Source organism: Alkaliphilus peptidifermentans DSM 18978 (assembly GCF_900101495.1).
GTDB classification, from domain to species: Bacteria; Bacillota; Clostridia; order Peptostreptococcales; family Natronincolaceae; genus Alkaliphilus_C; species Alkaliphilus_C peptidifermentans.
This window is the reverse complement of record NZ_FMUS01000028.1, coordinates 50,881-69,584: the sequence shown is the minus strand read 5'-3', so window position 1 is coordinate 69,584 and position 18,704 is coordinate 50,881. Positions and strand designations below refer to the sequence as shown.

General features: G+C 33.1%; 21 protein-coding genes. 20 read left to right on the top strand and 1 reads right to left on the bottom strand.

Annotation, left to right across the window (positions count from 1 at the left end; genetic code table 11):
- Positions 1–162 precede the first annotated feature (162 nt).
- Genes BLP68_RS17345 through BLP68_RS17335 form a run of 3 tightly spaced genes read left to right on the top strand, consistent with a single transcriptional unit; the run spans position 163 to position 2,668 of the window.
- A complete protein-coding gene (locus tag BLP68_RS17345) occupies positions 163–636 on the top strand; it encodes a GNAT family N-acetyltransferase (protein ID WP_091546314.1) in 474 nt (157 codons plus the stop codon).
- On the top strand, positions 636–1,214 hold the full coding sequence (locus BLP68_RS17340; RefSeq protein WP_091546312.1) for a tRNA 5-(aminomethyl)-2-thiouridylate-methyltransferase MnmM: 579 nt from the start codon (positions 636–638) through the stop codon (positions 1,212–1,214). Before BLP68_RS17345 ends, BLP68_RS17340 begins: the two co-directional genes overlap by 1 nt.
- A 41-nt stretch (positions 1,215–1,255) precedes the next feature.
- Positions 1,256–2,668: an oxaloacetate decarboxylase subunit alpha gene (locus tag BLP68_RS17335; protein WP_091546310.1), complete on the top strand. Its 1,413-nt coding sequence runs from the start codon at positions 1,256–1,258 to the stop codon at positions 2,666–2,668.
- Between the two features lie 50 nt (positions 2,669–2,718).
- Here the strand turns inward: BLP68_RS17335 and BLP68_RS17330 are convergent, their stop codons facing one another.
- On the bottom strand, positions 2,719–3,369 hold the full coding sequence (locus tag BLP68_RS17330; RefSeq protein WP_242877025.1) for a hypothetical protein: 651 nt from the start codon (positions 3,367–3,369) through the stop codon (positions 2,719–2,721).
- A gap of 83 nt (positions 3,370–3,452) precedes the next feature.
- Here BLP68_RS17330 and surE point away from each other — a divergent pair, with 83 nt between their 5' ends.
- The 17 genes from surE (at position 3,453) to BLP68_RS17245 (ending at position 18,617) form a co-directional block, all read left to right on the top strand.
- Entirely contained in the window at positions 3,453–4,217 is a 765-nt protein-coding gene (surE, locus tag BLP68_RS17325; RefSeq protein ID WP_091546305.1) for a 5'/3'-nucleotidase SurE, read from the top strand.
- A gap of 173 nt (positions 4,218–4,390) precedes the next feature.
- Complete coding sequence (locus BLP68_RS17320; RefSeq protein ID WP_091546303.1) at positions 4,391–4,612, top strand: indolepyruvate ferredoxin oxidoreductase subunit alpha; 222 nt, start codon at positions 4,391–4,393, stop codon at positions 4,610–4,612.
- The gene (locus tag BLP68_RS17315; protein ID WP_091546300.1) at positions 4,605–5,744 is read left to right on the top strand and encodes a 2-oxoacid:acceptor oxidoreductase subunit alpha; all 1,140 of its coding nucleotides are present in this window, start codon (positions 4,605–4,607) and stop codon (positions 5,742–5,744) included. The genes BLP68_RS17320 and BLP68_RS17315 overlap by 8 nt, the downstream gene beginning before the upstream one ends.
- A gap of 1 nt (position 5,745) precedes the next feature.
- Complete coding sequence (locus BLP68_RS17310) at positions 5,746–6,567, top strand: 2-oxoacid:ferredoxin oxidoreductase subunit beta (protein WP_091546297.1); 822 nt, start codon at positions 5,746–5,748, stop codon at positions 6,565–6,567.
- A gap of 1 nt (position 6,568) precedes the next feature.
- A complete protein-coding gene (locus BLP68_RS17305; protein WP_207647936.1) occupies positions 6,569–7,117 on the top strand; it encodes a 2-oxoacid:acceptor oxidoreductase family protein in 549 nt (182 codons plus the stop codon).
- A 17-nt stretch (positions 7,118–7,134) separates the two neighbouring features.
- On the top strand, positions 7,135–8,010 hold the full coding sequence (locus BLP68_RS17300) for a MurR/RpiR family transcriptional regulator (protein WP_330389216.1): 876 nt from the start codon (positions 7,135–7,137) through the stop codon (positions 8,008–8,010).
- Positions 8,011–8,278: 268 nt separating this feature from the next.
- Positions 8,279–8,917 carry a histidine phosphatase family protein gene (locus tag BLP68_RS17295; protein ID WP_091546295.1) on the top strand — a complete coding sequence of 213 codons (639 nt, stop codon included), beginning with the start codon at positions 8,279–8,281 and terminating at the stop codon, positions 8,915–8,917.
- Positions 8,904–10,136 (top strand): BaiN/RdsA family NAD(P)/FAD-dependent oxidoreductase, encoded by a 1,233-nt coding sequence (locus BLP68_RS17290; RefSeq protein ID WP_091546290.1) that lies wholly within the window; start codon positions 8,904–8,906, stop codon positions 10,134–10,136. The genes BLP68_RS17295 and BLP68_RS17290 overlap by 14 nt, the downstream gene beginning before the upstream one ends.
- A 22-nt stretch (positions 10,137–10,158) precedes the next feature.
- Positions 10,159–10,602 (top strand): hypothetical protein, encoded by a 444-nt coding sequence (locus tag BLP68_RS17285; RefSeq protein ID WP_091546288.1) that lies wholly within the window; start codon positions 10,159–10,161, stop codon positions 10,600–10,602.
- Positions 10,603–10,755: 153 nt separating this feature from the next.
- The gene (gene cmk / locus BLP68_RS17280) at positions 10,756–11,412 is read left to right on the top strand and encodes a (d)CMP kinase (protein WP_091546286.1); all 657 of its coding nucleotides are present in this window, start codon (positions 10,756–10,758) and stop codon (positions 11,410–11,412) included.
- Between the two features lie 114 nt (positions 11,413–11,526).
- Complete coding sequence (locus BLP68_RS17275) at positions 11,527–12,369, top strand: 4-hydroxy-3-methylbut-2-enyl diphosphate reductase (RefSeq protein WP_091546285.1); 843 nt, start codon at positions 11,527–11,529, stop codon at positions 12,367–12,369.
- A gap of 42 nt (positions 12,370–12,411) precedes the next feature.
- Positions 12,412–13,566, top strand: a complete 1,155-nt coding sequence (gene rpsA / locus BLP68_RS17270) for a 30S ribosomal protein S1 (RefSeq protein ID WP_091546284.1) — start codon at positions 12,412–12,414, stop codon at positions 13,564–13,566.
- Between the two features lie 204 nt (positions 13,567–13,770).
- Positions 13,771–14,544: a CheR family methyltransferase gene (locus BLP68_RS17265; RefSeq protein ID WP_091546283.1), complete on the top strand. Its 774-nt coding sequence runs from the start codon at positions 13,771–13,773 to the stop codon at positions 14,542–14,544.
- Between the two features lie 35 nt (positions 14,545–14,579).
- On the top strand, positions 14,580–15,632 hold the full coding sequence (locus tag BLP68_RS17260) for a M42 family metallopeptidase (protein WP_091546281.1): 1,053 nt from the start codon (positions 14,580–14,582) through the stop codon (positions 15,630–15,632).
- On the top strand, positions 15,623–16,648 hold the full coding sequence (locus BLP68_RS17255; RefSeq protein WP_091546278.1) for a M42 family metallopeptidase: 1,026 nt from the start codon (positions 15,623–15,625) through the stop codon (positions 16,646–16,648). Before BLP68_RS17260 ends, BLP68_RS17255 begins: the two co-directional genes overlap by 10 nt.
- 196 nt (positions 16,649–16,844) lie before the next feature.
- On the top strand, positions 16,845–17,837 hold the full coding sequence (locus tag BLP68_RS17250; RefSeq protein ID WP_330389214.1) for a M42 family metallopeptidase: 993 nt from the start codon (positions 16,845–16,847) through the stop codon (positions 17,835–17,837).
- Between the two features lie 168 nt (positions 17,838–18,005).
- Entirely contained in the window at positions 18,006–18,617 is a 612-nt protein-coding gene (locus tag BLP68_RS17245) for a helix-turn-helix domain-containing protein (protein ID WP_091546274.1), read from the top strand.
- Positions 18,618–18,704 lie beyond the last annotated feature (87 nt).

Genomic DNA, 18,704 nt, shown 5'->3' with positions numbered 1-18,704 from the left:
GATGGATGGGTTTTTGTGTATTGTACTTTATGTAATTTTAATCATAGAAAATGATTTAACTAGATCTACATTAATTAAATATATAAATATACTTTTGTATATCTTAATAAAAAAGTGTATAATAAACATGAAATTATCATATATCTGAAGGGCTGTGATAAATTGATTGAAATAAAAAAGGCAGAACCTCAAGATAAGCAAAATCTAGTAAAACTATACAATGAGCTTTCAGTACCTTTTACAAAAGAGGATGATGAAGTTTTATCTACAATTGTTATAAAGGATAGATCTGAGATTTTAGGTATAGCAAATTTTAAAAAACTCTCAAATAAAGCTGCCGAAATCAAGCTTATTTATATAGTACCTAGGGAAAGAGGTAGTAAGCTTGGAGATGGACTTTTAAGAGGAACAATTAACTTCTTAATGGAAAATGGATATACCTTTGTTCTCATAAAGACTAATGAAAATTTAAATGATTTTCTTCTTCACCAAGGACTTGTGCCTTTAAATGAGGTTTCTTTGTTTGATGAATTAGAAATAGAATTAAGGAGCTTAAATTTAAATAATTCAGCTTTTTTTTATTGCAATCCAAAGGAATTCTTTCAAAGGAAATGTAAAGGAAGTAGATATAGATAATGGATAAGCTTATTGTTTCAAGAGCAACAGCCTTTGTACATACAATTTTAAAAGAAAAAATTAAGCCAGGTAATGTGGTTGTTGATGCCACCATGGGTAATGGTAATGATACTATTTTTCTGGCTGAGTCTGTTGGTAACAGTGGAAAGGTTTATTCCTTTGATATTCAAGAGAAGGCAATGGAGGCAACATCAAAGAAACTAAGGGAATTTCATGCAGAAAATCTAAAACAAGTATTTTTAATAAGAGATAGCCACGAAAATATGGGTATACATATTAATGAAAAAATAGATGCTGCAGTATTCAATTTAGGATATTTACCAGGTGGAGACAGAAGAATAGTTACTCAGCCTAATTCTACTATTAAGGCAATAGAATATGTATTGGAAAACCTTAATCCAATGGGTGTCTTGTCTGTTATGATTTATTATGGACACGATGGGGGACTGGAAGAAAAAAATACTGTTCTAGAGCATTTAACAACATTAGATAATAAAAAGTATTCAGTGCTTCAATGTGGCTATATTAATAAAGATAAAAACCCACCGATTATTGTATTTGTAGAAAAAATAAATTAAATATAATTATTTTAATAACAAAATTAAAGGAGGTACTTTTAATGGACGGTCCTAAAACTCAAAAAATTAAAATTACTGAAACTGTGCTAAGAGATGCTCACCAATCTCTACTTGCAACAAGGATGACAACAGAAGAAATGCTACCTATTGTAGAAAAGCTTGATCAAGTTGGTTATCATTCCTTAGAAATGTGGGGAGGAGCAACCTTTGATTCATGCTTGAGATTTCTTAATGAAGATCCATGGGAGAGATTGAGAAAAATAAAAGGGATTGTAAAAAACACAAAGCTACAAATGCTTCTGAGGGGACAGAATCTTTTAGGGTATAAACATTATTCAGATGATGTAGTTACAGAGTTCGTAAAAAAATCTATTTATAATGGTATAGATATTATTAGGATATTTGATGCCTTAAATGACACTAGGAATTTAGAAACAGCCCTTAGGGTAACCAATCAAGAGGGTGGTCATGCTCAATGTGCTATATCCTATACAATTAGCCCTATACACAATATTAAGTACTATGTGGATAAGGCGAAGGAAATGGAAAGTATGGGGGCTAATTCAATATGTATTAAGGATATGTCTGGTATACTGACTCCTTATGTGGCCTATGACCTTGTTAAAGAAATGAAGCAGGTTATAAGTGTTCCTATTCAGCTTCATTCCCACTACAGCAGCGGTATTGCTTCAATGACTTATTTAAAGGCAATTGAAGCAGGGGTAGATGTAGTGGATACTGCAATATCACCAATGGCTATGGGTACATCACAGCCACCAACGGAGCCTCTTGTTGCAACATTACAAGGTACACCCTATGATACTGGTATGGATTTAGAAGCATTAAACGAAATCACAGAATATTATAAGCCTTTAAGAGATAAATATTTAGATAAAAAACTAATTGATCCAAAGGTAATGGGTGTAGATATCAATACTCTGGTATATCAAGTACCAGGTGGAATGCTTTCTAACCTAATATCACAATTAAAGCAACAGAATAAAATGGATAAATTAGATGAAGTTTTAGCAGAAGTTCCAAGGGTAAGGGAAGATTTAGGATATCCTCCCCTAGTTACACCAATGAGTCAAATGGTAGGTACCCAAGCAGTATTTAATGTTATTATAGGTGAACGATATAAAATGGTACCAAAGGAAATAAAGGATTATGTTAAAGGCTTATATGGTCAAACAACGACTCCTATTGCAGTTGATATTAAAGAAAAAATCATAGGAAAAGATGAAATAATAACCTGTAGACCGGCTGATTTAATTGAACCTCAATTAGATAAATTGAAGTTGGAAATGAAGGAATACCTAGAGCAGGAGGAGGATGTATTGTCCTACGCACTCTTCCCGCAGGTGGCCATGACCTTCTTTAAGGAAAGATGGAGTCAAAAATATAAGATTGAAACAACTCTTTATAATGAAACAGAAAAGACTCATCCGGTTTAAAAGCAATGAGTAATTAATAATTAGAAGCTCCCCATTGAGGGGGAGCTTTTTTAAATACAATGATCGTGCAAATAGATTTTATAATGACGATTGCTAATATAAGATTTGATTGCTGCTGTAGTATTACGAGGAATTAATTGATTGCATTTTAAACAAACCCAATCTCTGTTTTTAATAATCTCATGATTGGTGGAAAGCTTTATATTTTTATATTTATTCCAGCTTTTCCATCCAGTTTTACATAATTTACTTCTTTCTTCGTAGTCTGCATAAACCCATTTTAATATTCGATGAAAATGGAAAGGATATTTCGTATAGCTAATATAGGAGTTAGGTAATCCTAGACTAATGGCATATTGGTCAAAGGATGTTTCTATGATACTTTGCAATGGATCACCAATTTTTGTATTGATATGATTATAATTATTGGTTTTTAACCATTTATTAAGCTCATCGAACATATAACCTCTACATACCTGAATTTCTTCGGATGTAGATACGTCTAGTTTCTGGAATAATCTTTCTGTTATATTAACAACATATTGTATATAAAGCTTTTTATTGAAGTTTTCATTTTGGTAGTATTCTAGAGGAATTATTTCATCCTTGTATTCTCCTGTTTCTACCCGTAAAGCCCCAATAAGTGTTCCGCCTAGTAAACTACCACTGCCGGCATCATCTATTTGAATCAAAATCTTCACCTCACAAGTCTATATATCTAAAATTATTATTGTCGATTAATTAAATAACTATTATGAAAAAAAGAAATTAGGAGGATTAATAAATGCGTATACTGGTTACAAACGATGATGGAATATTTTCAGAGGGAATATATCAGCTGGCAAAGGCATTTATGTCAATTGGCGAAGTAATCGTGGTTGCACCAAATAAGGAGCAAAGTGCCACAGGCCATTCTATTACACTACATAGACCATTAAGGGTTAGTAAAGTGAAATTTTTTGACACTCCAATAGAAGCCCATGCAATTGATGGAACACCAGTTGACTGTGTAAAGGTGGCTGTAGAAGCAATATTAAAAGATCGAAGGCCTGACTTAGTTGTTTCGGGTATAAATAACGGTCCTAATTTAGGTACCGATGTAATTTACTCTGGTACAGTATCTGCTGCAGTTGAAGCAGCAATATTAGAAATTCCGTCGATAGCAGTATCGATGGCTAGTACTAAAATTGATACCTTCCAAGATGCTGCCGAATTTACTTGCAGGATTACAAAAAGTATACACCAATTGACTAGGTCTAAAGTAGGTATCATAAATATCAATTACCCTACATGTCGAAAGGAGTCAATTAGTGGTGTGAAGGTAACTACACTGGGTGTAAGAAGATATGAAAATTCATTAATTGAAAGGAAGGATCCTCGTGGTGATTCCTATTACTGGATTTCAGGTAAGGCCATGGAGCTACAACAGTCGGAGGATAGTGATGTAATTGCAGTAAGAAATAATTATATATCAATTACTCCAATACACTTTGACCTGACTCATTTCAAAGATTACGATGATTTAAAAAAAATTAAATTTGAGGCATAGCTGTAGAATCTTCTATGGCTATATTTTTTTCTTTAAACTTTACAAATATGAAGCAAATGAAATTAAACTTGCATTTTAGCAAAATTATCCTAAAATTATGAAATAAAAATTGCAAAATGAAGTTTTATCTGATATAGTTTTGATTAGAGAGATTAATCTGTTATTGAAGGGAGATGGGTCTGTTGGACAACCGCAAGGCTGAGAAAGAATTAAAAGTAATAGAGGAATGGTGTAAGGGTTGTGGTATTTGCGTCGCATTTTGTCCTAAGAATGTGCTTGATATGGAAAATGATAAGGTTATCATTAGTGATTTGGATAAATGCATCAAGTGCGGCTTATGTGAATTAAGATGTCCAGACTATGCTATTTATTTGGAGGGGTCTAATAATGAGTAACAGACAAATAAAATTAATGCAGGGAAATGAAGCCTGTGTTGAAGGAGCACTGGCAGCAGGAATGAAGTTTTATGCAGGCTATCCGATAACACCATCTACTGAAATAGCTGAGCTTTGCTCTCAAAAATTACCCGTTGTAGGTGGAAAATTTATTCAGATGGAAGACGAAATAGCAGGTATGGCTGCAACTATAGGTGGGTCTTTAGCTGGTTTAAAATCAATGACAGCCACCAGTGGGCCAGGTTTTTCATTAAAACAAGAAAACATTGGCTATGCAGCACTAACTGAAGTTCCATGTGTTATTGTTGATGTTCAAAGGGCAGGACCAAGTACAGGATTACCAACTGCTCCATCACAGGGTGATATTATGCAAGCTAAGTGGGGTACCCATGGTGACCATCCAGTTATAGCTCTTTCACCAACATCTGTAAGAGAAACCTTTGATTTAACTGTTAAAGCATTTAATTTATCAGAAAAATATAGAACACCAGTATTACTTATGTTAGATGAAATTGTAGGGCATATGAGGGAAAAGATTGAAATACCTAATCTGGATGAAATCGAAGTATTTGATCGTGTAAAGCCTAAGGTTTGTGACGATAGCTATCGAGCCTACAGGGTTGAGGAAGGACAATTGGTTCCTCCAATGGCTGCCTTTGGAGAAGGCTTTCATTTCCATGTTACAGGCTTGATGCATGATGAATATGGATTCCCATCTAATGATTCTGAGGTGGCAGATAAACTACTAAGAAGAATTATGGATAAAATAGATAATAATGTTGATGATATAGTAATTTTTGAAGAAGAATTTACTGAGGATGCAGAGCTATTAATTCTTGCATACGGTGGTACATACCGTTCTGCCAGAAGTGCAGTTAAAAAGGCTCGGTCAGAAGGATTAAAGGTTGGACTTTTTAAAGCATTGACAATATGGCCATTCCCAGAAACAAGGGTTAAAGAATTAACAAATAATATTAAAAAGATTTTAGTACCCGAATTGAATCTTGGTCAATATGTTCAAGAGGTTGAGCGTGTTGTTAAGAATACAGCTGATGTATATAGCTTGGGTAAGGTTAATGGAGAAGCCATCACCCCCGATGAGATTTTAGCGAAGATTAGGGAGGTACTTTAATATGAGTAGTCAATTAATAAAAAATAATTTCAGAAATGACAGATTACCACATATTTGGTGTCCAGGGTGTGGCCATGGAATTATTATGAAGAGTATGGCGCAGGCTATAGAAAATCTTAATTTAGATAAACAAAAGGTCTGTGTTATTTCTGGTATCGGATGTTCATCAAGGGCTCCAGGCTATTTAGATTTCAATACCCTTCATACAACCCATGGAAGGGCATTGGCCTTTGCTACCGGAGTTAAGCTTGCAAACCCAGAACTGAAGGTTATTGTAGTAACAGGCGATGGTGATTGTACAGCAATTGGTGGTAACCATTTAATTCATACTGCCAGAAGAAATATTGATATTACCACAATCGTCTTTAATAATAATATATATGGTATGACTGGTGGACAATATTCACCCACCACACCTACAAATGATTTTGGTACCACGGCACCCTTTGGAAATATTGATAAAGCCTTTGACATATGTAAGCTGGCTGAAGCAGCAGGAGCAACATATACAGCTAGAGGTACTGCATATCATGCCAATCAATTAACAAAAATCATTGAAAATGCGCTAAAGAATAATGGTTTCTCTCTTGTAGATGCCATTAGTATATGTCCAACATATTATGGCAGAAAGAATAAGAAGGGTACTGCTGTAAGTATGATGAATTATTTAAAGGATTTTGCTGTTGATGCAAAGGCTGCTGATAAGCTACCACCAGAAAAATTACAGGATAAGTTCATAATTGGAGAGTTTAAAAATACTGTTGAACCAGAATATACCGAAGAATATATGAAAATAATAAAAAAATACCAAAAGGAGAGATAATATGGTGAACCAAAAAGAAATAAGACTCAGTGGATCTGGTGGGCAAGGGCTCATTCTTGGGGGAATTATTCTTGCGGAAGCAGCTCTTCTTGATGGTAAAAATGCCATTCAATCTCAATCCTATGGACCAGAGGCCAGAGGCGGAGCAAGTAAAGCAGAGGTAATCATTAGTGATGATACCATTGACTATCCAAAGGTTGAAAAGGCAGATCTTTTATTAGCTCTTACTGATAAGGCATATCACAAGTATATAAAGACATTAAAAGATGATGGTATTTTAATCATTGATTCAAATATAGAGCTTGATGATACTGATAAGGCATATAAAATTCTTCAAGTTCCAATTATTCAATCTGCATCAGAAAAAATCGGTAAAGCAATGGTGGCAAATATAGTTGCACTAGGTGTAATTAGAGCAGTAACAGATGTTGTTACAGAAGAAGCATTAGAAAATGCTGTACTTAAAAGAGTACCTAAGGGTACAGAAGAATTAAATAAAGCAGCATTACAGGAAGGTTATTTATTGGCAAAGGCTAGCAAAAATAAATAGTAGGATGGTAGATGCATATGATGGAAGAGAATAAAAAGGATTTGCTTTTACAGATTCAAAAGAATTTCTCTAAGCTAAGCAAGGGACAAAAGCTTATAGCTCAATTTATCATAGACAATTATGATAAAGCAGCCTTCATGACAGCCTCCAAACTAGGAATTAAGGTAGGGGTTAGTGAATCTACTGTAGTTAGATTTGCCAATGCTCTAGGATTTGAGGGATACCCAGAGCTTCAAAAAGCTCTACAAGAGATAATTAAAACAAAGCTTACAACTGTTCAACGGGTTGAGATGGCCAGTGAATATTCCAATGAAGGAGCAATATTAAAAAAAGTTCTTAAATCGGATATGGATAATATCAGATCAACCTTAGAAAATATCGACTATGAAGAGTTTCAAGAGGTAGTGGACAAAATATTTGAAGCAAAAAAAATCTACATAATTGGATTAAGGAGTTCTACAGCTTTGGCAGAATATCTTGGCTTTTATCTTAATCTAATCCTTGATAATGTAAAAATTGTTGGCTATGGAATTAGTGATATTTTTGAACAGATGTTAAGAATTAGTAAAGATGACTTGGTTATATGCATCAGCTATCCACGTTATTCAAACAGAACAATTGAAGTCGTTAATCATGCCCGTGAAGAGGGAGTTCCAATCATAGGTATTACCGACAGCTTATTATCTCCTATTGCCAATATATCTGATTATTGCTTAACGGCAAAAAGTAATATGGTGTCTTTTGTAGATTCCTTAGTTGCTCCTTTAAGCTTAATTAATGCCTTGATTATTGCAGTTGGTATGAGGGAGAAGGAAGAAATTAGAGAATATTTCAATAAACTGGAGAATATTTGGTATAAATATAATATTTATGATCGTAAGGGAAATCAATAGAATAGTGAAAATTGAAGAGCATAATGTTGAATGATGAATGATGAATGTTGAATGAAAAAATCAAAATCAAAAATAAAATTAAGAATTAAGGTGGTCTTATATGACCATCTTTTTTGTTGTAACAAAAGATAATTTTTATGTTATTATCTAAATAGCTTAGTATCCTTATCTATACAAAAACCTTACAACATATTTAATTTACATTTTTTACATATTTATTACATTGAATTACTGTTTTTGATACACAATAGAAATGAGGGTGATTAATGTGAAAAAGCTCATTTTAGTTAGACATGGTGAAACAGAGTGGAATATTGAAGGTAGAACGCAGGGTAAAATGAATTCAAGCCTTACTGAAGATGGATTAATACAGGCAAGGCTACTGGGAGAAAGGTTAATTTCTGAAGATATTGATTCAATTTATGCAAGTCATTTAGACAGGGCAAAATCAACAGCTGAAATTATTGGCAATATAATTGGGAAATCACCCAGCTATGATGAAGATCTAGCTGAGCTTGGCTTTGGTGAGTGGGAAGGTTTAACAGTTAAGGAAATAGAGCTAAATTACCCCCAGCAACTTAAGGAGTGGCATAGTAATCCCCATAAAGCTATTATTCCAAGTGGGGAAGGTTTGGGTATAGGACAAGAACGTATTGTATCCTTTATAAAAAAAATTTCTCAAGAAAATGAAGATAATAATGTTTTAGTAATTAGTCATGGTACCATTATAAAACTCTTTTTACTATCTTTTTTAAATATGCAGCTTTCTGATTTTTATCGCCTTAAACAGGATAATTGTAGCATTAATGTTATAGAATTTAAGAAAAGAGGACCTGTTTTAGTTAAGTATAACGATAAGTGTTATATGGAGATAATAAATAAGGGGGATAATAATGGAAAGGAGTAAGGTGATTATAGTGGGAGGTGGTGCTGCCGGGATGATGGCCGCCATTACTGCTGCTGGTAACAATAAACAGGTGGTTTTATTGGAAAAACAACAGTGCTTAGGAAGTAAGCTACGTATAACCGGTGGAGGTAGATGTAATATTACCAATATTGCTACTCCAGATAAAATGATGGAAAATGTAATACGTAATAAAAAATTCTTATTTCCTTCCTTTCATAGTATGACTAGTCAAGATTTGATGAGGATACTTAAAAGTAAAGGAATACCTTTAAAGGTAGAAGAAGAAGGAAAAGTGTTTCCTGAAAGCAATAAATCTGAAGATATTATAGATTATTTTATTGAGGAACTAAATAGACTTAATGTAAAGGTATACTTAAATAATGAAGTAAAGAATTTAATTATTGAAGACAATCACCTTAAGGGTGTTGTATTAGCTAATGGAAAAGAGTTAACTGGCGATAGTGTTATTATTGCCACAGGGGGGCAGTCATATCCTTATACAGGTAGTACTGGTGATGGGTATAGACTAGCAAAATCCATTGGACATCATATTATTCCAATAAGGGCAAGTCTAGTACCAATCATTATTGAAGAAAAATGGATTCAAGACCTGATGGGAATCTCATTTGACTCAGTTAATATATATTTGAAGGAGAAAAAATCCAACAAGCAAATTACTTCTGGTGGCTTAATATTTACTCATTTTGGCATTTCTGGCCCTGCAGTTCTGAGAATGTCAGCCCATATTGCAGGCTACAATAATAAAGAAATCCCTAAGTTAAAAATAGATTTTCTTCCCGATTTAACTGAAGACTCCCTTCATAATATTCTAAAAGAGGGGATACAAAATAATCGTAATAAATCATTGAAAGCAACACTGAGCCAGTACTTACCGAAAAACTTTATTGTTTACCTACTGAAGCATCTTGAAATTGATATAGAGGTAGAATTAAATCATTTACAAAAACAACAACGACATAGGATTGTACAACTAATTAAGGGGTTGGAGTTAACAATAAAGGGGTTGGGTGGATTAAAGGAAGCTATAATAACAGCAGGTGGTATTTCTGTAAAGGAAATTAATCCCAATACAATGGAGTCAAAGCTATTAAAAGGATTATTCTTTTGTGGTGAAATCATTGACGTTGACGCATTAACTGGTGGATTCAATTTGCATATTGCCTTTTCAACAGGATATTTAGCTGGACAAAATGTATAATAAAGTATAGGGAGTGACACATATGGAAATAGATAAAATTTTAATTAGGCTTGAAAAAATTATTCAAACTCTCTTTGTTGTCTTGATGTTATTCCTTATACTAATTAATATTGGAAAATCATATCAATTAAAAAAATCTACTGTAATGCTTGGCTCTGAAGAGGGATTTTGGTTTTTAGACTTAATATCAAAAAAAGGTACAATTGTCCTGCAGCTGGAGGGAGGATCATTATATCCCAAGCTAGAACTAATGATTAATGGCGAAGTAGTTGAAGTGTTTGGAGATAACACAGAGGTTAAGCTGGAGGTTAATGATAGAGATGTCATAGAAGTAAATAGTAGTATGTATAATGAAAATATCAGCTTATATATTAAAGAAGTATCCTCTAACGTATATGGGACACCAACAAATAAAGTATATAGTTTTAAAAACAGAGCTATTATATCTATAATTAGAGTGTTATAAAATTTACAGAATGCTATATAGCTTGAGTAAAACTAAAAGTTAATGTATAATCATTAATATATAAAACTTAACGATCTGAAAATAATGTCCGATCTAAGTAGAAAAACAACCACCATGGATTGGTGGTTTAATTTATTTATTAGGAGGAAAATCATGGAAGCAATTCAAATAGCCATCGATGGACCAGCTGGTGCTGGGAAAAGCACTATAGCGAAGGAACTGGCTTATCGCTTAGATTATACATATATTGATACAGGAGCAATGTATCGAGCATTAACCTACGCTGTGTTAAAGGAAAATGTAAAAATTGATGATATACCACAAATTTTAGAAGTAACTAGAAATACAGAAATGTCATTTAAGAAGGGTAATATATTTATAAACGATATATTGGTTAATAATGAAGTACGAAGTATAGTAGTTAGTCAAAATGTTTCATACATTGCACGTATACCAGAAATAAGAGAGATTTTAGTGGATATCCAAAGAAGAATAGCCTCCAATCAAAATGTTGTAATGGATGGCAGAGATATCGGAACTAAAGTTTTACCCGATGCAAAGTTAAAAATATTCTTAACTGCATCAGTAGAAGAAAGGGCAAACAGAAGATACTCAGAGCTTATACTAAAAGGCTTAGATGTTAACTTAAATGATATAAAGGAAGAAATCATAACTAGGGACAAGATGGACGAAGAGAGAAGCTGTTCACCATTAAAAGCTGCAGATGACTCTATAAAGATAGATACAACAGATAAAACAGTAGAGGAAGTAATTAGACAAATAATTTTTCTGTTAAATGAAAGAATATAAACAACGAATCAATTTAATTAAAATATTTTGAAGTGTAAGAAGGAATTTTATATGTTTTATAGAATTTGTATAAGTCCGCTATGTTTATTAGAAATATAGCCACGGAGGTATGAAATGAAGGTAATTTTAGCAGATTATTCCGGGTTTTGCTTTGGTGTAAAAAAAGCAATGGATATGGTTTACGATGAAATTAAGGAAAAGGGTATGGAAAAAGAGTTGTATTCCTTAGGTCCATTAATTCATAATCAACAGGTGGTTGAAGAACTAGAAAATAAAGGTGTGAAGGTAGAGGATGATATTGAAAAAATTCAAAAAGGCAGTGTTATAATTCGATCTCATGGAGTTCAAAAAGATGTTTATAGCCTTGCAGGCGAAAAATCTCTTGATATAGTTGATGCAACTTGTCCTTTTGTTAGAAGAATTCAAAATATAGTAGAAAATTATCATAAGGATAAATATGAAATTGTAATTATAGGAAATCCTAACCATCCAGAGGTCATTGGAATAAATGGATGGTGCAATAATCAAGCTTTTATAATTCAAGAGGAAGAGGACGTAAAAAAAATCCCCTACTCTGAAAAGCTATGTATTGTAGTCCAAACTACCATGTCAACACCACATTTTCAAAAAATAGCAAAGCTTCTTGAAGAAAAGGGAAACAAGATTGAAATTTTTAATACTATTTGTAACGCCACTAAAGAAAGACAGGATGCAGCTAGAAAGCTTGCTAAAGAAGTTCAAGCAATGATAGTAGTAGGCGGCTACCACAGCTCTAATACCCAAAAACTTGTTGATATATGTAAAGAAGAGAGACCTAGTACAACATATCATGTTGAATCAGTCCATGAGCTACAGGATGAATGGCTAATAGACATAGATGTTGTAGGTGTAACAGCGGGAGCCTCAACTCCACAATGGATTATTGATGAACTGCTTCAAAAACTAAATCGAATTTAAATATGCTTCATATAATAATTAATATTCTTAGGAGGTAATGAAATGAGTAACGATATGCAGAATTTTATGGATGAAATTGAAAAATCTATGGTGAGATTACATAGAGGGGATATATTAACTGGAAAAGTCATCAACGTAACTGATAGTGAAATAATGGTTAATGTTGGTTATAAATCTGATGGTGTAATCCCAAGGGATGAAATCTCTAATGAGCCTAATGTAAATCCTAGAAGCTTAGTAAATATAGGAGATGACATAAAGGTTTATGTTATAAATTTAGATGATGGTGAAGGTAATGTGCTTTTATCTAAAAAAAGAGTTGATGTTCAAAAAGGCTGGGATGACCTAGAGATGATAAAAGAATCTGATGCCCTATTAGAAACAAAGGTAATAGAGGTTGTTCGTGGTGGTATTATTTCCATCTCCAGAGGTATACGGTGCTTCATTCCAGCAAGTCAAATCTCAGATTCCTATGTTGACGATTTATCAAGCTATGTTGGGAAAACCTTCAACACAAAAATTATAGAAATTGATAAAAGAAAAAATAAAGTAGTTCTCTCTAGAAAAGTAGTACTAATTAGCGAAAAGTCTGAAATGAAGAAGGAAGTTCTTTCTAAAATTAAAGTTGGTGCTAAAGTTAAAGGTGAAGTAAAGAATATAACTAACTTTGGTGCATTTGTAGATATAGGCGGTATTGATGGATTAATTCATATTTCTGATCTAGCTTGGAACCGTGTAAAGCATCCTTCTGACATTTTGAAGAAGGGTGATGAAGTAGAGGTAGAGATATTAGATTTTAACTCAGAAACAGAAAAAATTTCTCTTGGATTAAAGCAAACACAGCCACAACCTTGGGATCTAGTTGAAGAAAAATACAGTGTTGGAGACATTGTAGAAGGAAAAGTTGTTAGAATGGTTGACTATGGGGTCTTTGTTGAACTAGAGTCAGGACTTGATGGACTTGTTCATATATCTGAAATTAGCAATAAATTTATTTCGAAGCCTTCTCAAGAATTGGAAGTTGGACAGCTTGTTAAGGTAAAGGTACTTGACATTAATATGGAGCAAAAGAGAATTAGCTTAAGTATTACAGCTGCTAATCAAACAGAGGAAGAAACTGAGTATATTACTGAAAACGATAATGTTACCATTGGTGATGTTACTAATGTTATTTCAGATGAAAATAAAGAGTCTTAGACGGGGTTGTTGAAAAAAACCAACAATATTAAGACTGTTAAAAATCATTTTTGTTGGAGACTTAAGAAAACCCAGCCAACGCAGCGTATATGTTTAAATACGTATGGGTGCTGGGTTTTTAAAGTAACCAAGAAGAAAGATGATTGTCAACAGTCTGGGTCTTAGACTCTTTTATTTTTTAATTAGTTTAGGGGGATGATATTAATGAGAGATTATGACGGATTTATAGGTAAGGTTTATAAAAAAACGGGAATTGATTTATCAAGCTATAAGGAACGACAGATGAAGCGAAGGATTGAGTCTCTAATCACAAGAAATCAATTCACAACCTATGACGATTACTATGAAGCAATATGTCGTGACTCTAAGCTACTAAATGAATTTATTAACTATCTTACCATCAATGTTTCAGAGTTTTATCGTAATCCACAGCAATGGGAGGTATTAGAAAATGATATAATACCTTATCTCTTAAAGCATAAATCAAAGCTTAAAATTTGGAGTGCAGCATGCTCCACAGGTGAAGAACCCTACTCCCTTGTAATGCTATTGACAAAATTTCTTAAGCTTAATGACATAAGTATAATAGCAACAGATTTAGACGATGGTGCAATGAGTAAAGCGAAAACAGGAATTTATTCAGCTAAAAGTCTAGAAAATTTACCTAAGGATTTTGTTTATAATTACTTTCAAAAAATTAATGAAAGCTATATGATAAAGGATACAATAAAAAACCAAGTAAGCTTTAAAAAGCACAATCTGCTGGAGAGTCCATATCCAGATAAATGCGATTTAATTGTTTGTAGAAATGTTATGATATATTTTACTGAAGAAACAAAGAATAAAATGTATCATAAATTTTATGATTCTTTGGATTCAAATGGTGTTTTATTTGTTGGTAGTACAGAACAAATTATACTACCAAATCGTTATAACTTAGCTCCTATGAAAACCTTTTTTTATCAAAAATTAAAGTAATGAGTTCTTTATAAAATCAGGAGGGAGGATATTTATTGACTAGTAAGGATTTTATTAAATTATTATCAGAAGCTTCGGGTGTTTCTGGCTATGAAGGTGATACAACAGCAATCATTAAAGATCATTTCAGTGGTTTATGTGATGATACAACAATTGACCCACTGGGAAATCTTATCTGTCTTAAGAAGGGGAGTAATAGCAACGGTAGAAAAATCATGTTGGCTGCCCATATGGATGAAATTGGGCTAATGGTAAAGGATATTGATGAAAAGGGATTTGTTTGGTTCACTAATATTGGAGGAATTGATCAGAGAACACTACTATGCCAGGAGGTCTTAATTCATGGACAAAAACCTATATACGGTATAATAGGTGTTAAACCTCCTCATTTAACAACTGATGAAGAAAGAAGCAAAGCTATTAAGATGGAAGACCTAATTATTGATACTGGCTATAGTAAAAAAGAACTTATGGAGTATGTCTCTATAGGGGATATAGTTACCATGAAAAGGAAGGTAAGCTTTCTAAGAAATGATTGGATAGCTGGCAAGGCACTAGATGACCGTGCAGGGGTTGCAGCCATGTACACATGTTTAAAGGAGCTAAACAAGCTCAACCATGAGGTGGACGTATATTTAGTAGCAACAGTTCAAGAAGAGGTTGGAACAAGAGGAGCTACAACGGCAGCCTACAATATAATGCCTGATATTGGTATCGCCATTGATGTAGGGTTTGGTAGAACCCCTGATCTTAAAGAGTACGATACAATAGAAATGGATAAAGGACCTGCTTTAACTATGGGACCCAATATACATCCTAATGTTTTTAATGGTCTTAAAGAAGTAGCAAAAAATAATTACATAGACTATCAAGTTGAAATTGCTACTGGTCATTCAGGAACAGATGCATGGCCTATGCAAGTTTCAAGGACTGGTGTAGCAACAGCTGTTTTATCAATTCCCCTTAGATACATGCATACCTCTGTAGAAACCATAAGTCTTAATGATGTTGAAAAATGTGGTAAGCTATTGGCTTATTTTATCTTAAGCTTAAACGATAAGGATTTGGAGGAGTTCCTATGTTATTAGAAAAACTGACAGGAGCCTTAAGCCTTTCAGGAAATGAGAAGGCTGTACGTAATATTGTACTTGAAGAAATTAAGGGGTATGTTGATGAAATTAAAGTTGATAGAATGGGAAATGTTATTGCAGTAAAAAAAGGAACAGAAGAAGGAACAAATATTGCTCTAGTAGCCCATATGGATGAAGTAGGACTAATGGTAAAGGGAATTGACAAAAATGGACTATTGAAATTTGCAGCTGTGGGGGGAATAGATGCCAGAATATTGGTATCAAAGCCTGTAATTATAGGAGAAAATAAAATTCCTGGTGTAATTGGCTCTAAAGCAGTACATATGCAAAAGCCAGATGAAAGAAAAAAGGCATTATCTATTGACGACTTATACATAGACATAGGGTCAAAAGATAAAAAAGAAACTGAAAAGGAAATAGCAGTAGGTGACTTTATATATTTTGACAGTGATTTCGTTGAATTTGGTAAAAACCGAATAAAAGCTAAGTCTTTAGATGATCGAGTAGGTTGTGCTATTATTATTGATATACTTAAGCAACCACAACCTGTTACTGTTACTGGAATATTTACCGTACAAGAGGAAATTGGTTTGCGTGGTGCTGAGGTTGCAGCAAACCAAGTTGATGTAGATTTAGCTATAATTATTGAGGGAACCACATGTTCTGATGTTTCGGAGGTAGACCCACACTCACAGGTTACTGCCCTTGATGCTGGTCCAGCCATTTCAATAATGGATAGAACTTCAATATATAATCGCAGGTATATTGATTTGATGATTGAAGTAGCCAAGAAAAATAACATACCTTGGCAATATCGTAAATCTTCATTTGGAGGAAATGATGCCGGCAGATTCCATACCGCCAAGGGAGGAACTCCCTGTGTGTCTATAGCAGTGCCTTGTCGTTACATACATTCACCAGTGTCGGTCTTAAGTAAAGATGATTATAATAATACTCAAGCATTATTAATTAAGTTTATTGAGAAAATGAATAGATTTAAATTTGAGAGTTAAGAGTTGAGAATGGAAAAATTGAAAATGGAAAATGGAAAAGTAAAAATGTTAAATGTTGAATGTTGAATGAGAAAAATTAAGAGTTAAGAATTGAGAATGGGAAAATTGAAAATTGAAAATGGAAAATTAGAATTAAGAATGATTAATATTTAATAAAATGCAATACAAGAAAAAAGGTGCAAGGAGGTTTTAAATCTTGAATAAAGAGCTACTAAAAAATATGTGTTCTATTTATTCTCCATCAGGAAATGAAACAGCTATAAGAGACTTTATTGTAAATGAAATTAAAGACTATGTAGATGAAATAAAAATTGATCCATTGGGTAATTTAATTGCCAGAAAAAAAGGTCCTGGAAAAAAAATTATGCTGGCAGGGCATATGGATCAAATAGGGTTAATGGTAACCTTTATAGATGAAAATGGGTTTCTTAGATTTACAAATGTTGGAGGCCTGGCTCCAGCAATTACTTTGTCTCAAAGGGTAATTTTTGAAAATGGGATAATAGGCGTGATTGGTAGTGAAAAGCTGGAGAGTATAAAGGATTTAAATCTTGATAAGCTTTACATTGATATTGGAGCTTCTTCACAAAAAGAAGCAGAAGAGATGGTTTCCATCGGTGATGTTTGTGTTTATTATAGTGAACCAATTATCGACGATAAAAAAGTTGTTTCCCAGGCCTTAGATGATAGAATTGGATGCTTCATTATGATTGAAGCTTTAAAAGCATTAAAGGATAGCGAAAATGACCTTTATTTTGTCTTTACTGTTCAGGAGGAGGTAGGTATAAGGGGTGCAAAAACCTCTGCTTATACTATTAACCCTGATTTTGGAATCGCCATCGATGTAACTACTACGGGAGATACACCTAATGCAAAAAAAATGGCAGTTAAATTAGGTAATGGACCTGCCATTAAGGTTAAAGATAACTCTATACTTTGTCATCCTGTAGTTAAGAATACAATGATCAAAAGAGCTAAAGAAAATGATATTAAGTATCAGTTAGAAGTTCTAGAACTTGGTGGAACAGACTCAGGAGCAATCCATTTAACAAGAAGTGGTATACCTGCAGGAGTAATATCGATCCCCACTAGATATATACATAGTAATTGTGAAATGTGTTATTTATCAGATATTACTGGTGCTATCGAATTAACAGTAAAGCTTGTTGAATCAGAATTTGTCGAATAATATAAAGAAGAGAGGAATACTAAATTTCCTCTCTTCTTTTGTCTAAAAAGAATTACAAATGTAAGAATTAATATGAATAATGCTGGAATTTGTATTACGAAAGTTCCTTTTCAGTAAAGGAAATTCTCTATGGTTTATTGAAAAAGACTATAGAGGGGGAATGTAGATATGAAAACTAGCAATGAAGTATATTCTATTAATGAGATTTCAGAACTAACAGGGTTTAAACCTCATGTAATACGGTTTTATGAAAAAGAATTTCAGCTAAAAATTCCTAGAGACACGGGCAATAGAAGATATTTTACTTATAGGGAATTAGAGGATTTATTATATATTAAGAGTATGCAGGAAAAAGGATTGACAAATCCTCAAATAAAGCAGGTTCTTAAATCTCCTAAAATAGCTATGGATTCCAAAACTAAAAAAGAGGTAGCTGTGTCTGCTCCCATAAAATTAGTCAGGAATGAGGAAAAAAACTACGATGTTTTAATAAAGGAAGCTACTCAATATCTGAGTATGCAGGTTAGTGAAACAATTAAAAACATAGATACTAGAAAGGAAATTGCAGAGCTATCAGAAAAAATTGATGAACTTAAGAACCAACTAAATAATCAAGAAAAAGATGTATTGATTTGCGAAAATGCTAAACTAAAAATGAAGGTAAAGGAAAAATCATATGAAGTTGCAGAATTAAAAGACAAGCTGAAAAGAGAACAAACTCAAAAGAAATCTCTATTTGAAAGAATGTTTAGTAAAAATAATACCAGCATAAAATACTGATTTCAATAAAAATTAATGATTGATTTATTATTTATTTAATCAGTCTTTGTAATCATATAAATCAAAAAGAAGCCTACGGGCTTCATT